12 protein-coding genes and 1 pseudogene are annotated in these 15,733 nt (G+C 68.6%); 4 read left to right on the plus strand and 9 right to left on the minus strand.

The window, feature by feature from the left end; translation table 11 throughout:
* From glmM to G4G93_RS34680, 3 genes and pseudogenes are all read left to right on the plus strand, one after another.
* Positions 1-691 (plus strand): annotated as a pseudogene (gene glmM / locus G4G93_RS34670) (phosphoglucosamine mutase); the annotation flags it as partial.
* Between the two features lie 157 nt (positions 692-848).
* Positions 849-1,532 carry a response regulator transcription factor gene (locus G4G93_RS34675; protein ID WP_281409772.1) on the plus strand — a complete coding sequence of 228 codons (684 nt, stop codon included), beginning with the start codon at positions 849-851 and terminating at the stop codon, positions 1,530-1,532.
* A gap of 54 nt (positions 1,533-1,586) precedes the next feature.
* A complete protein-coding gene (locus G4G93_RS34680; RefSeq protein ID WP_165091825.1) occupies positions 1,587-2,741 on the plus strand; it encodes an endo alpha-1,4 polygalactosaminidase in 1,155 nt (384 codons plus the stop codon).
* Between the two features lie 185 nt (positions 2,742-2,926).
* Here the strand turns inward: G4G93_RS34680 and G4G93_RS34685 are convergent, their stop codons facing one another.
* From G4G93_RS34685 to G4G93_RS34715, 7 genes are all read right to left on the minus strand, one after another.
* Positions 2,927-4,219: a polysaccharide biosynthesis/export family protein gene (locus tag G4G93_RS34685; RefSeq protein WP_165091826.1), complete on the minus strand. Its 1,293-nt coding sequence runs from the start codon at positions 4,217-4,219 to the stop codon at positions 2,927-2,929.
* Between the two features lie 58 nt (positions 4,220-4,277).
* Positions 4,278-5,672, minus strand: a complete 1,395-nt coding sequence (locus tag G4G93_RS34690; protein ID WP_165091827.1) for a lipopolysaccharide assembly protein LapB — start codon at positions 5,670-5,672, stop codon at positions 4,278-4,280.
* A gap of 228 nt (positions 5,673-5,900) precedes the next feature.
* On the minus strand, positions 5,901-6,794 hold the full coding sequence (locus G4G93_RS34695; protein WP_165091829.1) for an endo alpha-1,4 polygalactosaminidase: 894 nt from the start codon (positions 6,792-6,794) through the stop codon (positions 5,901-5,903).
* A gap of 44 nt (positions 6,795-6,838) precedes the next feature.
* Positions 6,839-8,278, minus strand: a complete 1,440-nt coding sequence (gene pelG, locus G4G93_RS34700; protein WP_165091830.1) for an exopolysaccharide Pel transporter PelG — start codon at positions 8,276-8,278, stop codon at positions 6,839-6,841.
* Between the two features lie 21 nt (positions 8,279-8,299).
* Positions 8,300-9,820 (minus strand): GT4 family glycosyltransferase PelF, encoded by a 1,521-nt coding sequence (gene pelF, locus G4G93_RS34705; RefSeq protein WP_165091832.1) that lies wholly within the window; start codon positions 9,818-9,820, stop codon positions 8,300-8,302.
* Positions 9,817-10,728: a hypothetical protein gene (locus G4G93_RS34710; RefSeq protein ID WP_165091833.1), complete on the minus strand. Its 912-nt coding sequence runs from the start codon at positions 10,726-10,728 to the stop codon at positions 9,817-9,819. The genes pelF and G4G93_RS34710 overlap by 4 nt, the downstream gene beginning before the upstream one ends.
* Positions 10,725-11,759 (minus strand): hypothetical protein, encoded by a 1,035-nt coding sequence (locus G4G93_RS34715; RefSeq protein WP_165091835.1) that lies wholly within the window; start codon positions 11,757-11,759, stop codon positions 10,725-10,727. Before G4G93_RS34715 ends, G4G93_RS34710 begins: the two co-directional genes overlap by 4 nt.
* A gap of 495 nt (positions 11,760-12,254) precedes the next feature.
* Here G4G93_RS34715 and G4G93_RS34720 point away from each other — a divergent pair, with 495 nt between their 5' ends.
* Positions 12,255-13,322: a GDP-mannose 4,6-dehydratase gene (locus G4G93_RS34720; RefSeq protein ID WP_312892329.1), complete on the plus strand. Its 1,068-nt coding sequence runs from the start codon at positions 12,255-12,257 to the stop codon at positions 13,320-13,322.
* A 202-nt stretch (positions 13,323-13,524) separates the two neighbouring features.
* Here G4G93_RS34720 and G4G93_RS34725 read toward each other — a convergent pair whose 3' ends face one another.
* Positions 13,525-14,205: a response regulator transcription factor gene (locus G4G93_RS34725; protein WP_165091837.1), complete on the minus strand. Its 681-nt coding sequence runs from the start codon at positions 14,203-14,205 to the stop codon at positions 13,525-13,527.
* 913 nt (positions 14,206-15,118) lie between these two features.
* Positions 15,119-15,733, minus strand: a 615-nt coding sequence (locus tag G4G93_RS34730; RefSeq protein WP_165091716.1) for an HlyD family efflux transporter periplasmic adaptor subunit, incomplete at its 5' end; no start/stop codon positions are given.

Consider the following 15,733-nt stretch of genomic DNA (forward strand, 5'->3'; position numbering starts at 1 on the left):
CTCGACCGCGCCCGAGGCCCTGATCGGCAAGGTGCGCGAGCTGCGCGCCGATATCGGCATCGCCCTCGACGGCGACGCCGACCGGGTGCTGGTGGTCGACGAGAAGGGCCGGCAGGTCGACGGCGACCAGCTGATGGCGGTGGTCGCCCGCTCGTGGCAGGAGGATGCCCGCCTGTCGAAGAACGGCATCGTGGCCACCATCATGTCGAATCTCGGCCTCGAGCGCTATCTCGGGGGGCTCGGCCTCGGGATGGTGCGCACGGCGGTGGGCGACCGCTACGTGCTCGAGCACATGCGCGGGCACGGCTACAACCTCGGCGGCGAGCAATCCGGCCACATCATCATGTCGGACTACGCCACCACGGGCGACGGGCTGGTGGCGGCGCTGCAGCTGCTCTCGGTGGTACAGCGCCAGCAGCGCCCGGTGAGCGAGGTGTGCCACTGCTTCGACCCGCTGCCGCAGGTGCTGAAGAACGTGCGCTACGCCACCGGCGGCGAGCCGTTGCGCCAGGACAGCGTCGTCACGGCGATCGAGGGCGCGCGCCAGCGCCTCGGCGAGGGCGGCCGCCTGGTCATCCGGCCGTCCGGCACCGAGCCGGTGATCCGCGTGATGGCCGAGGGCGACGACCGCGACCTCGTCGGGGAAGTGGTCGACGACATCGTCGGCGCCTTGAGCAAGGCCGCCGCATGAAGGCCGGCCGGCACGACGTGCCGGCCGCCGACACGCCGCAACGAGGCCGACCCGGCCATGAAAATCAAATCAACATTTTATATTTCATTACGAAATCAATCATTTTTCGCAAAATCGCGAATTTTCGTGACATCGAAATGGTAGGTGGAAATTTGATATGGTTGGGCCAGTCCCGGACTGCATCAAGATCTTTCTGTCAGGAGACCAGCGCCTGGTGCTGGAGGCGCTCGAATGCCTGCTCTTGCAGGAAAACGGTATCAGCATCGTCGGCCGCGGCACCTCCCTTCTCGACGCAGGCAACCTCGCCGAGGCTACGGTTTCCGACATCCTCGTGCACGATGTCAGCCTGAGCGAGACCACGGCGGTCGATGTCCTGCACCTCCTCAAGCAGGAAGGCTTATCCGTTCCGGTCGTCGTCGTGAGCACCGTCTCGAACCGTCACATCGTGCATCAAACGCTCGCTGCGGGTGCACGCGGCTACGTGCTCAAGCGGGCCTCGAGCCGCCATCTCGTCCATGCCATCCGTTCGGTGCATGCGGGCGGCGTCTACCTGGACGCGGAGATCGGCGGAACGCCGGTCGAGGCACTCCAGCTGGCCGGCCTCGGCAAGGTGGCCTCCGGTGCGATCACGGTCCGGCCGCTCGCACCGCGGGAGGAGGAGGTCCTGCGCCTGATCGCACTGGGCTTCACCGCCAAGGAGATCGGGGACAGGCTCGGCATCAATGCGCGCTCGGTCGAAACTCACAAACGGCGCGCCATCGACAAGCTGGGGGTCAGGACACGCGCCAAGATCGTCGAGTACGGCATGATGAAGGGCTGGTTCAGGAACGCCCCGCATTGAAGCAATGCTTCGATCTCGCCGGGCCTACGGCCGATCGCGGCAGGAGAGATGACGATGAAGACAGGGATGTACGTACTCCAGGGCGTCGATCCGGCGCAGGTCGCCGCGGCGCCGTTCGACGTGAAGGTCGTCGAGATCTACGACGATACCGGTCGGCTGTTCGACCCGACGCAAGTCAAGCAGATGGGCGGCGGACCGGGAGCGGCCTTGCTGCTCGGCTATTTCAGCATCGGCGAGGCAGAACAATACCGGTCGTACTGGCCCACGATCCCGCGATCCGCCATCGGCCCCGAAGATCCGAACTGGAAAGGCAACTACGAAGTCAAGTATTGGACGGACGACTGGAAGGCGGTCGCCCAGGCCGAGATCGACAAGATGATCTCGGCGGGATACGACGGGGCGTATTTCGACGTCGTCGACGAGTTCCAGCTGCCATGGGCCGAGCGGAACGCACCCGGCGGCGATGCCGCGGCGGCGATGAAGAGCCTCGTCGAGCACCTGAGCGACTACGCAAAATCGAAGGCACCGACGTTCAAGATATGGGTCAATGGCGGCGAGGAATTGCTGACGGACCCCAAATACCTCGCGAGCATCGACGGACTGTTCAAGGAAAATCTCTTCTACAACAGCGACGGCTCGGCAGCCCAGCCCGAGGCCGAGACGCGGTCGGCCCTCGACGCCCTGAAGCTCGCGCAGGCGGCCGGCAAGGATGTCGTGGCGATCGAGTATGTGAACGGGGCCGCAAGGATCGCCGACGTGCAGGCGAAGGCGGATGCCGCGGGCATGGGCAGCTACATCGCGCGCCTCGACCTCAAGGGGGTCTCGCTGGACGGCGTCAGGCCCGGCCAGACGATGCATGACGACGGCCTCGCAGGGCCGGCCGCTCCGCCCTCCAACGCCCCCGCAGGGGGGCCGGCGCCGCTCACGCCCGAGCCGAAGCCCGCCGAGGGCGCGTCCGGCGGCGAGCCGCCGGCACCGCTTGCGGCTTTGGACGTGGTCGGGGCCCCGGGCGGATCCGGCCTGCCTTCTCTCGGCGAGCCTCGGTCGAGCGACGTCGCGCTCGTCACCGGGCTCGACCCCACGACGGACGCCCCCGCCCTCGACCCGGCAGCCCTGCTGCACGGGGACCCGGACGCGGCGCGAATTCCAGACATCGCCGACGGGGCGGCGGGACCGGCGCTCACCGGCCAGGACGGCCCGGGCGCCTGATCCCGCGACGCCCTCGCGGCAGCGGCGTTAAGGAGCAGATCCGCGCCGGCTCTCCCGGCACCTCCTCCCTGGCGTCTCATCCCGGGCCTCTCGTCCCCTGTCGTGGGCGGGATCGACGGCAAGGGGCGATCCGAGGGACGATCCGAGCCGGCTGCGACGGCGCGGCCGCCCCCGACGGAACCGCGCTACCGCGCGGCGGCCTTGACCCGCTCCGACCGGCCGGTGCTTCGCACCGTCATGACCTTGACGACGTCGCCCGGCTCGAGCGCGTCCGTTTCCTCCGCCGTCACGACCTGGGCGCCGGACGGCCCCATCCGGACGATCTGATACTGCATCGTCGCCTCACCCTGGCCGATGTTGAACGTCGCGACGATGTTGAGGGAGGTCGTCAGGGATTGCTCGGCCGCCGCGATCTCGACGTCGAGAAGCGTGATTTCCTTCTCCACCGACAGCTTCTGGCGGATATTGGCCTGATCCGTCGCCTCCTTGGCGGCGCCCTGCCGAAACTCGGCCTGCATCACGCCGACCTCGAACTCCCGCTTGCGGGCCTCCATGTCGATGAAGTCGCGCCGGATGTCGGCCACGCGCTCGCTTTCCACCATCTGGCGGGCGTAGAGTGCTTCGATCGTCTTGAGCCTCTCGCCTCGCGCATTGAGCTGCGCGACGAAGGCGGCGTGGCGCTTGTGCAGCAGGTCCACCTCGTTGGCGGCGGCCTCGGCGGCATTGCGCCGGGTGCCGTCCTCCTTGGCGGTGAGGTCCGCCTCGAGCCGGGCGACCCTGCCGGCCGCCGCGAGCAGGGTCGTGACCTCGCCGTCGGGGGCGAGCGCCAGGAGCCGGCCGAGAGCCGGGTTGGCGCCGCCGTTGCCCTGGCGCTCCAGGAGCGCGGCCTTGCGGGCGAGAGCGGTCTTGAGGCGGTCGCGGATGGCAGCCCGGCGCTCAAGTTCCCGCATGACCTCGATGGCCTGCGCGGCGCTCACCTGGTCCTTCTCGAGGCCCCCGGCGAGCGCCACGGCCTGGATCACCATCATGCCGCCGGTATACGGGAAGGCGCCGGGCGACCGCACGGCCCCGGCGACGAAGACCGGTGCCCGCTGCGTCACGCCGACGGTGACGCCGCCCCGGCGGCCGAAGGTCTTCTCGAAGGCGGCGCCGACCTCGGTCCTCACCGCCTCGAGGGTCTTTCCCGATGCCTGGATCGCTCCGAAGAGCGGGATGGCGATCGTGCCGCCCGGCTCGACCGAGTATTCTCCCGACAGGTCGACGCGCTGGTAGAAGGCCTGCGTGACCGCGGCGGCGGCCTCCGCGCCCTTCTCGCCGGCGCCCGGATTCGGGATGTCCATGGTCTCGAAGACGGTGATCTTGAGCTTGTCGCCGATCTTCAGCAACGACCCGTCGCCGGCCAGCGCCGGACTTGCGGCGAGCGCCGCGGCGAAAGCGAGGGCGCCCAGCGCCCGCTGCTTGGTACGAGACACGATCATCGGCCTGCTCCCCCTTTCCACGATCAAGGATGCCGCGCCACCACCGCCGCTCCGGCGATCAAGGGATCCGCGGCGGACCGGCCGACGCCTGCGCCAGGCGGCGAAGCTCGCCCATCGCCCGCCCGTGCTCCGTCACGTCCCCGAGGCTCGCGGCCAGGCGCGCCTGCTCGGGCACGAGATGGGGCGGCAGGACGCGGCGGCGTCCGAGATCCGACAGGACCGCCAGGGCCTGCCTGTCGCCCAGCGTCCGGGCGAGCAGCGCGGCCCATTCCCGCTGCGCCGGCGGCGCGAGCGAGGCGAGCGTCACGCCCGCGAGCAGGCGGCTCGCCAGGATCGGGTTGCCCTCCTGCAGCGCCAGCCTGGCCCCGAAGAGCGGCCGCCGCCGCAGCGCGTCCCAGGAGAGCGCCCGCCGGATCGGGGCGATCACGCCGAATCCCTGCCGCTGCACGAGCGCCTCGGCGAGAGCGACATGGGCCTCGGGCCAGGCCGGCTCGCTCAGGATCGCCCAGACCTTGCGCCAGAGCGCCGCGACGTCGCCCACGGCTTCGGCCGCCGCGAGATATTGCGCGATCTCGTCCGCCGGCGGTTCGGACCGCCCGCCCGGCCAGCTCTCCAGAAGGGCCGTCGCCACCGGGCGGTTGCCGTCCTCCGCGACCACCCGCGCGAGGTAGAACCGGATGTCGGGCTTTGCCTCGAGCACCCGCCTCCCGAGGGACAAGGCGCGGGCGCGATCCCCTCTCCGGGCCATCGACCGGGTGACGTGCACGCCGAGCCAGGGCTTGTCGCGCCAGCCCGCGATCCAGCCCTCCGCCCGCTCGGCCGCCTCCTCGGCCAGCCCGAACGTCATCAGGAGATCGAAGAGCACGAAGCGGCCGACCTCGCTCTCGGCGGGCAGCAGCGCATCCGCCCGCCGCAGCGTGGCGAGCGCGGCGTCCCGCTCGCCCGCCCAGGACAGCAGCACCCCGAGCCGCTCGACGTCGACGGGGCGCAGGAGCTCGGGATCGGTCGTCTCCTTCAGGAGCGCGCGCTCCTCGTCCGTCCGCTCCAGCAGGCGATAGAGGTCGAGCAGGGCGGAGAGGCGCGCACGGGTCGGCGCGAGCTTGACGGCCCGCGCGAGGGCCTGGGCGGCCCCGGCCGGGTCCTTTGCCGCCTCGTACAGGGAGGCGAGCCAGTCGAGGGCGCGGGTATCGGCCGGACGCAGCTCGACATAGTGCTCGAGAAGCTCGGCCGCGCGCTTGAACCGGCCCGATCGCTCGTGCACGCGCGCCGCCGCGGCCATGAGCGCCGGATCGCGCTGCGCCAGGGCGAGCAGCTCCGCCAGCCGGCCCGACGCCTCGCTGGTGCGGCCGTCCCTGGCCAGCATGGCGAGCTGCTCCTCGGCCGTCGGGAACAGCAGGTAGCCGGACGCACCAGCGATGCCGACGCAGAGGCAGAGGAGATATCGAACGCGCATGCGCCTGTCGCCCCGTTCCGATGCCTCGCCTCGTCCCGGCCGCGCGACCCTTTCATGCGGGCGCGGGCATCGGCCCCCTTCTCCCGTGACGGAAAGGGCGCCGCTCTCGGTCTTGGTTCAGCATTCGGAAAATCGACCCGATGGTACAATCTCGCCGGGGCGTTAGACAGCGGGAAAAGCGGATGAATGCCTTGTCCCGATGTGATCTCTGGATGTAATTCTTTCGAATTACTCCTCGCCCGGCCGGCAGGGGCAGGGCGGCGGCTCCGGAAAGATCCGATCGAGGAGCACTTCCGAGACGAAGGGGCTGTGGTTCAGATCGCGCTCCCGCGCGTAGATCTCGCGGATCGTCCCCTCGTCCGATCCGTTCCAGTAATCCAGACTGAGGACCGGCAGGGTCGGCGGCTCGCTCCGCAATCCGTCCAGTGCCTGCATATGGTACATCAGCTGGTCCGGCTCGACCCACCTGTATTGCTTCGCGCTGAAATCGAATGTCGTCAGAAGGCTTTCCGCGACGACGCCGTCGATCTCGCCCTTGATCTCGGGCAGGAGGGCGTAGCCGCGATTCATCAGGAGGACCAGATCGGGGAACGATCGCCGGATCGCGCGGACGAGGTCGAGCGCGGCAAGGCGCATGCCCGCGTAGCGCGCCGGATCGAGCTGCTCGAGATGGGGCGGCGTGTCGAGGGTGTCGAAGAACAGCCCCTTGAACCCGCGGCCGACGATGGCCGGAACGGCGCGCTCCAGGATCAGCGCCGACCAGCCCCGCTGTCGGACGTCGCACGCGAAGGTATCGGGCCAGCTCGTATTCTCGTGGAGCAGGATGTCGGAATTCTCGACGGCGGCGAACCACGCGCTGGAGCGCTTGATCTCACCGAGGCTCAGGTAGCACAGCGGGTCCTGGCCCTGCCGGACGATCTGCTGCACGTCGCCCTTGAAGCCGGAATCGAGGACGACGAGGTCGTAGCCCGCCAGCCTCTCGAGCGCGATGTCCTCCCCGTAATACACCGCCCAGGCCAGGTCGGGCTGCGCGATCCTGGCCGCGCGGGCGGGCCGCCCGGCGGCCGCGGCGCGGCCGGCACCGAGGCAGGCCAGCATCTGGAGGAGCGTCCGCCGCAGCATGGTGCGTCCTCCCGGAGCGCGGCCGAGGGAGTGCCCGACACCCCTCATGACGGGACGCCGTCCGATGCGCCCGGAGAGCCGGCGGCGACCCGGCGGCGCTCGGTGCGAAGCGACGTGTTGTTGGTGATGAAGGCGTGGAAATCGAGCCACGACAGCTCGCGGGCGAGGATCGCGATCGCCAGCACCAGCGTGATCGCCGAGGCGATGAGGTTGCCGTAGCCGAAGAACGAGAAGCCGAGCGGCAGCAACGCGCTCGTCAGGGCACCGTTCAGCACGAAATACGTGACCGAGATCGCGAGCGCATACCGCCTCAGATCGAAGTAGAGGAGGAACACGAAGCAGAACACCGCGGAGGTATGGAACACCATGCCGACCAGGGCGGCCCGCAGGATCCCCATCTGGCTGGCCCGCAAGCCCAGCGGCTCGATCGCCACGAAGGAGATGAGGATCGCGATCAGGGCGATCACCGCCAGGGAGAGAAACAGCGTGAAGACCTTCGAGACGACGAAGCCGGCCATCCGCGACTGCATCCTCAACAGGTTCCTGCGGCTCACCTGGTGGGCGAGGCTGCCGTAATAGGCCCGGCTCAAGCGGAAGAAGTTGGTCTCGACGTGGACGAAGAAGACCGCGAAGATCGGCAGCGCGGCGAGCTGGGCCCAGAACATCGGCGTGTCGTAGGTCGGCATGGTCCTCAGGCCCATGGCGACGGTGGCGACCCCGATCGGCGCGGCGGCCCACATGACGAGCTTGTCGACCCACAGGCCGCACGCGAAGGTCAGGCCGATCACCGGCAACTCCCAGTAGATCGCGGCGGTGCGCAGGAGCTCCCGGTCCGGCACCAGCGTTAGGCCGTATTCCCGCGCCAGGCGCCAGGCGAGGCCGAAATCGATGATGCAGAGCCCGAGATTGAACGCGCCGAGGAGACGCACCGGCTCCTCGCCCGGCGCTAGCAGGAGGGTCGACACCATGACCGCCACGCCGACCGCGAACGCGGCCGACACCGCGAGATAGCCGCGGGTCGCCCCGATGAAGGGGATGAGCAGCCAGGCCGCCCCCAGGAGCATCAGGTTCTGCAGGGCCGCCAGCAGTTCCGGCGCCGACAGGTCCGTCATCCAGACGTAGAACGGGCCGCAGACGAGCAGGGCCGTCACGGCGAACGCCGCGAACGCCGCCGCGAAGCTGAAGGCGATGCTCTCGTAGCGCTTCATCCAGATATGGTCCGAGACGTATCGCGTGCAGACGAAGGCCAGGGGCCCGGTCAGGATCGCCGTCACGCAGGTGTTGTAGATCATGATCGACCGGAAGATCTGAAGGCCCAGGCAATCCGCGACGGTACAGGCCGCCGAGCTGACGCCCGCGATCGCCAGCACGGTGAAGATCCAGGGGCCCGCGACCAGGAAGGCGGCATAGAGGTAGGCACCCGCCGTGCTGCTCAGGGATTTCCCCGTCGTCATGCGCTCCAGCGCGAACCCGATGCCGGCCATGCCGCCCTCTCCGCTGGTTGGTTACTCGCCCGGCGATCGGTGCAGGAGCGAGTCGTAGACGTCCTCGTACATCGCGATCACGCGCCGCTGATCGAACACGGCGTGGATGCGCGCGCGCAGGGCTTCTCCCATCCGGTCGCGCAAGGCCGGATCGAGGAGGAGCCGGGCCAGCGCATCGGCCGTCGCCTGGGGATCGCAGGCGCCGACGACGAAGCCGCCGGCCCCCTCCGGGCCGGTGCCCGGCGGCCCTTCGAGGATCTCGCGGCACGACCCGACATCGGTGGTGACGGCCGGAACGCCGGCCGCGCCCGCCTCCAGCACCGAGAGCGGCTGCGCCTCGCTGATGCTCGTCAGGGCGAGAACGTCGACGGAGCCGAAATAGGACCGCACGTCGGGGACGCGCCCGAGGAACCGGACCGTGCCCTGCAACCCGAGCTGCTGGACGAGGTGCCGGCACTCGGCGGCGTAGGCCGGGTCCTCGTCGTCCGGCCCGATGATCATCGCGTCGAGATCGGGCACGGCGCGTCGCAGGAGCGCCATCGCCTGGATGAAGGTGCGGATGTCCTTGATCGGCACCAGCCGGCCGACGAGGAGGACCGTCGGGCGGCGCGGCGCGCGGTTGCGGACGATGGTGGAGAATTGCGCGAGTTCGATGCCGTTCGGGATCGCCCGGAGCTTGGCCGGCGGGGCCCCGTCCTGCATCTGGTACTGCTGGTTGACCCGGAACTGGGTCGTGATCAGGTCGGCGCAATCGTAGCTGATCTGCGCCATGGCGTTGAAGGCGGACAGCCACAGCTTGCGAAGCTCGGGGACGGCGCTGTCGACGTCGTACCCCGCCGCCGACGATTCGTAGATCCAGTCGGCGATGGAGAGCTCGATCCGGCGCTCGTTCGTGTAGATGCCGTGCTCGGTGATGAGGAACGGGTTGCCCGTCAGCGCCTTGGCCCGCGCGCCGAACAGGCCCGGATAGCCCGTCGAGATCGCGTGATACGTCCGCGCCGCCGGGATCGGCGCGGTGGCGATGGCCAGAACGCTGCGGGCGAGGAACCGCCAGGTCCAGAACACGTCGACCAGCGGCGCGCCCGGGATGACCTCGTCGTAGATGCGCTGGAAGGCGATCCAGGCCGCGCGGGAATCGAGCAGCGCGCGTTGTGCGAGCCCGCTGGAGGCGATCTCCCGGGCGAATTGCGTCCAGGCCGGTCCGGTCCCCTCCGTCAGGAGCACGCGCAGGTCGGCCACCAGCGCCTCGATCCTCCGACCGGACCGGACCATCGGCATGACGCCCGGGGGGCAATCGTCGATGACGACGTCCGTCTGGGCGATCACGTTGCCCGGCAGGTCGAACTTCCGCCGGCGCGGCTGCGCCGAGACGGTGAAGGCGACGACATGGAAGCTGCGATCGGGGAGGTTCCTGATGAAGCTGTCGACCCAGGAGGAGACGCCGCCGAGCAGGTAGGGGTAGCCGCCCTCGACCAGGAGGCAGATATCGGCGGGCGAGCCCGAAGGATGGCCCTGGACCGGATTCGTCGAGGCCCGGCTCATGGCACGGCGTCCGACGATGGCGCGGCGGCGGCCGCGAGCGTGAGGCGGAGGTCGCGACGCAGGGCTTGCGCCGCCGCGAGGCCGGGCGCGATGGCAAGGGCCCGTTCCGCCGCGTCGAGGCCGCCGAGCAGTTCCGCGCGTGCCTGCAGCGGCTTGACGAGACCGGAGCGCGCCAGGTCGAGCCTGGCCCGTGCGAGCGCGACCCAGGCGGCGGGATCCCGCGGACCGTGCGCGACGGCCTCCTGGAGCGACGCGATCGCGCGGCCATGCGCGGTCTGGAGCTTCGCCAGGACCGTCGATGCGAGGACCCGCACGGACGGGTCGGCGTCCCGCAGGGCCGCATGGATCACGGGGCACAAGGCCGGATCGAACGCGCGCCCGACCCGGGCGAGCGCTTCGAACTTCGCCGCCCGGTCATGGCCGTCGAGCGCGTCGCGCAGCGGCCGGACGGCGTTACGGGGCGCGGCCCGCAAGCGGCCGTCGAGCAGGTCGTCGCGCAGCCGTCCGACCCCGCCGAGTTCGTGGGCTTCGACCTCCGCATCGAGCCAGTCGCCGAACGCCCCGTCGGCGGCCTTGGCGCGTCCGGAGCCGTCGAGGGCGATGAGGCCGAGCGCGAGGACGGCCCCGAACGGCCCCGCGGTGAAGGTCCACAGGGCGAGATGGACCAGCGCGGACGAGGCCGTGCGCCGGAGTGCCACCGCCGCCGACGCGCCGATCACGGCGGAGACGGTAAGGTGCACGAGGATCGCGGATGTCGGCGCCAGGGTCCCCCGCAGGAGGGCCGCCGCTAGGGCGCACTCGCCGACCGCGGTCGCGCCCGCGACGACGACGAGGAGGGCCTCCGGCACCATTCGTCCGGCCACGATGGTCGGGTCCGCGAAGGAATCCCCGGTCTCCTCGAGCCTCATCGCGTGCCGCCCTCCAAGGCCACGCTCCGTTCCGGGAGTACGCCTGGGATGCCGCCCGGACAGTTGCCGAGGAGTCCGCCCAGGCCCCGGGCGAGATCGTCGGCACAGTGCAGGGCGTAAGCGGCAGGCGTTCCCGGCCGCAGCCCCTCGGCCACGATCAATCCCACGGCCTCGCCGCCGGCGCGCGCCACGACCGGGACCAGGATCGCGCCGTCGGGCCATGCGGGGCTCGCACCCGCCTCCAGTTGCCGGGGCGAGGCCGGCTCTTGTCCTTGCAGGATGTCCGCCCCGAGGCGCGGCAGGCGGGGTTCCTCCCGCGTCTCGCCCGCATGGCCGAGCGCGACCCACGCTCCGCCTCTCGGCCCGTACACCGTCAGGTCGGACGCCCCGACGATCAGGCGCGCGAACTCGGCGAACGATGCCGCGAGCCGCTCGGGCCCGCCCGGATCCAGGCCGGCGAAGGCCCGCGCGATGGCCGCGGCGGTGCGCGTCTCGGCCGCGATCTGAAGTTCGAGACGGCCGAGATCCGAGAGCGTCTGCCGGAGGCCGTGACCGAGATCCTCGGCGGCGGCCTGCGCGTCGTCGCGCTGGCGCCGCACCTCGGAGGCATGCGCGAGCTGCAGGCTGCTCATCCCGCCGAGCACCAGCGCGCAGGCCAGCCAGCTCGTCGGCTCGGCCACGATCAAGCGGGAATATGCATAATAATCCTGTGTCGCGATTTGCGACGGCAACTCCCCGCTATACAAGGCCAATGTCGAAGTGAATGCCGCGAACACGCCGCCCGCCAAGCCGTATTGCACCGACATCAACAAGACCGGGATCCAGAAGGGGCGCGGATTGATGCCGGAGAACCGATGTCCGTCGAAGAAGACGTAATCGACGCACACGAGCAAGCCGACCAGGACGATCGATTCCAGGACGTAGCGATACCAGGTGGCTGATCCGGACCGCGTCGCCCGGGGGGCCGGCCGGGGGGCGGGTGCCGACTCCTCGGCGCAACGGTCGGCTGAGATCGACGAGGACATGCTCACGGTCGATGGATCCTGCGCTTGATCGAGATGGCGCCCGCCGTCGCGGGCCGGGATCGCGGGCCGGGTGGCCGCCGGAGACGCCCGGCAGCCTGCCCGGTTCGGGCCGACAGGCGTCACGTCCGTGCTCGTCTCGGGGCAGCGGAGCGACGGCCGGGGCCCATGAGACGAAGTCCGGACGATCCCTTCCGGACTTCGTCTCACCCGCCCGCGCGGTCGAGCCGGGGGCTCCACACGCTCGAGCGAAGCCGACTTCCGCATGGCGAACGCGATTGCGCAGCAATCGCCGAGCAATCAATCGGAGGTCGCATGACTCGCATCGGGCTCCGAAGCACCATCGATCCATCACGAGCTGAAACACACCTCTACGGCCCAACCCGAATAAGGCGGCGCAATTCTGCACATCGCCGGGCCCGGCTACGAGAATTGACCAACACCACAACTATCATGAAAGACCGCAAGACAGCACGTACCTATTAAGGATGATTGGGTGCCCGCATGTGGTACTGCCATTTCAACGTTGCGATTGTTTTAGATTTCAGCAAATCCATTGTCGAGCAGACAGAAATGGAGAGAGCCGTGTGGCGGAACAAGCGAGTGGCCGTAACGGGCGCGGGCGGCTTCATCGGCAGCCATCTTTGCGACGCCCTGGTGCGGAGCGGCGCGACGGTCACCGCGGTCGTGCGGTACAGTTCCAGCGGGACCCTCGGAAACTTGAATTTCCTGGATCCGGACGTGAGGAGCGCGGCGAGGATCGCCTACGGCAACCTCGAGGACAGTGATTTCATCTACAATGCGCTGGAGGGGCACGACGTGGTGCTGCATCTCGGCGCGCTGATCGCGATCCCCTATTCGTACGAAGCCCCGCGGACCTACGTCCGGACGAATGTCGAAGGGACGCTCAACGTCCTCCAGGCGGGGCGCCGGAACGCGATCGGGCGCATCGTTCACACCAGCACCTCGGAGGTCTACGGCACGGCGCTGCGCACCCCGATCGACGAGGAGCATCCGCTGCAGGGACAATCGCCCTATTCCGCGTCCAAGATCGCCGCCGACAAGCTGGCCGAGAGCTATCATCGGTCCTTCGGACTGCCCGTCGTCACGCTGCGGCCGTTCAACACCTACGGTCCGCGCCAGAGCGCACGCGCCTTCATCCCGACGATCATCTCGCAGGCGGTGGAGCGGGACGAGATCCGGCTCGGCTCGCTGACGCCGGAACGCGACATGACCTACGTGTCCGACACCGTCGCGGGCTTCCTGGCCGCCGGGATCCAGCCCGGCATCGAGGGGATGACCATCAACCTCGGTACGGGCGAGACGCACTCCGTCGGCTGGTTCGCGCATCGGATCCTCGCGCTGATGGGCGTGGACAAGCCGATCAAGGTCGAGGCGGAGCGCATGCGGCCGGAGCAGAGCGAAGTCCACAAGCTCATCTCGGACAACGGTCTGGCCGGCCGCTCCCTCGGCTGGAAGCCGGACGTGTCCATCGACGAGGGGCTGTCGCGGATGATCGACTTCGTCAGCTCGAACCCCGGTTTCTATTCGACCGATCGCTATGTGAGGTGATGGGGTCGGTCTCCTGGAAAGGCGCTGATCCGCTCGGAGCAGGATGACGAAACCGAAGATCCAGAGCACAGCCCGATCACACCACGATCGGGCTGTGCTCTGGATCATTTTCCGACGAAGTGCATATCGGCTTGTCATAGAAAATACGGCAAATCAAAGATCTAGAGCAGCGTTCGATAGCAACGCGCGATCGGGCGCTGTTCTAGCGCGCGCCGATATTGATCCATCCCTGCATCATGGCGTATTGCATGAACTTGGCACGCGACCGGGTGTCGAGCTTGTCTCCGGCGCGCACGCGGTATGTCTCGGCGGATTTCATCGAGATGCCGAGCTTCAGCGCCACTTCCTTGTTCGTGAAGCCTTGCGCGATCAACTTGACGACCGCCCGCTCGCGGTTGGTCAAGCTCGCCGCCAGCGATCCGCTCCGACCCTCTGGGCCTGCCCGAAGGTGCGCGTCCAATGCCTGACCGGCGAGGGCGGGGTCGAGGAACACCCCCCCATACCTCACGGCGCGAACCGCCTGGAGCAGGGTCTCGCTGGGTGAGCGCTTGACCACGTAACCGCGCGCCCCGGCGGCAAGGGCCTGCTGCGCGTAGACCCGCTCCTCATGCGCGCTGAGCGCCAGGATGAACGTCGTCGGGACTTGCGTGGTCAATTGCCGGATCATGTCGATCCCCCACAGGCCGGGCACGCCGGTCTCGAGGATGGCGATATCCGGCTTCAAGTCGACGATGCTTTGTACGGCCTGGTTGCGTGACGAAAACTCGCCGACGAGCGTGATATCGGGCTCCTTCTCCAGCAAGTTCCGGATACCTCGAATGACGAGCGGATAGCCGTCGGCAATCAACACGCGCGTTGGCGCGAACCCCGGTGATGTGTGCATTCCCGCCTCCCCTTTCAGACGCGCTTGCAGCGCCGGACACCCGTCAGTTTTCGACTGCTATCGCCGGCGTCGACCGTCAGCATGGCAGGCACGACCCTTGTTTCCAAGAGGGATCGGCATGGATGACATCAATATCGCCGTCGTGTAATTTAGCAAAAATCAGCAACAAATAAATATTCACGAATATATATACCAAGTAACTATGTTATCAATAGTTATATACTGCCATATTATCGTATTATTACGCGAATGTTTTCTCAAAATTCCGCAATCGTTGCACCCAAAATCCATTGATATTGTCGGCTTAAACCGGATATATCACAACGGCCGACAGCCTTCACGGCAGTTCTCAGCGACATAGATTGGGTCTTTTGTCGTCTTATCCTGGAAGCACGGCAGTCGCAGATTCTGTTTTCACCAAAATAGGTATGGCGTGAAGCCCTATTTGTGGAGGGGTACGGGTGGCCTTTGCCGCGCATCACATGGGCGAGCTTGTCAGCCGGCCCCGAGGCCGAGACTGCGTCGGAACCGCGCCGGAGAGCTCCCCGTGGCGGCGATGCAGCATGCAGCCCGCGGTGCCATCCGGCACGGTCGGTGCCGCACGCGGCATCGTGGTGCGGTCGCGGACATCGTCGTGCGTGGGCTTGGCCGGGCGTTCCGGCGCATGAGGGTTGGTCGACCCAGGCGCGGATTGCAGCTACGGACGGTGCTCCCGCCAGAGGCGCCGGACCGGGCGCAACGGGTACCGGTCGATGGCGCGACGGCGCGTGCGGCCGGGGGACCGCGTCGGGTGGCCCCGAGCAGGCGAGGGGCGCCACTTGTGGCGGCGGGACCGGGGGGTGCACAACGACCTGACGTTGTTCAACCCGGCGCCGATCACGTAAGCGTCAAGAGGGCGCGTCGCCCACCGCCCCTACCGCTCGTGTCCCGCCGTCGAGGTCGTCTCCCGCACCGGCGACAGCAGGTAGTCGATCACCCGGCGACGCCCGGTCCGGATCTCCACCGTCGCCGTCATCCCCGGCGTCAGCGCCACGTCCGTCCCGTCCGCCTTGATGAAGGTCTGCGACAAGGCCACCGTCACCGGGAAGATCAGGTTCTGGGTCTTCGGCATGCCCGTCACCGGGTTCACCCCCTGGCTGCGCGCCACCGACAACGCGTCGCTGCCGCCCCCCGCCTCCCGGTCGTCCACCGCGTCGCGCGACACCCGCACCACGCGCCCCTCGATCGAACCGTAGCGGGTGAACGGGAAGGCGTCGATCTTCACCACCGCCTCCTGCCCCGGCAGCACGAACCCGATATCCTTGTTCTGCACCTGCGCCTCGACCTCGATCGGACCGTCCGTCGGCACCACCACCATCAGCGGCTGGCCCGCCGTCACCACCTGCCCCAGCGTCGTCACCGCCAGCTGCTGCACCGTCCCGGAGATCGGCGCCTTGAGCGTCGTCCGCTCGCGCTTGAGCTGCGCCTTCACCACGTCCTGCACCAGCGCGTCGCGCTTCTGCGCCGCTTCCGTCAGCGCCTGGTACTG

The sequence above is a fragment of the Methylobacterium sp. DB0501 genome, assembly GCF_011043735.1.
GTDB lineage: Bacteria > Pseudomonadota > Alphaproteobacteria > Rhizobiales > Beijerinckiaceae > Methylobacterium > Methylobacterium alsaeris.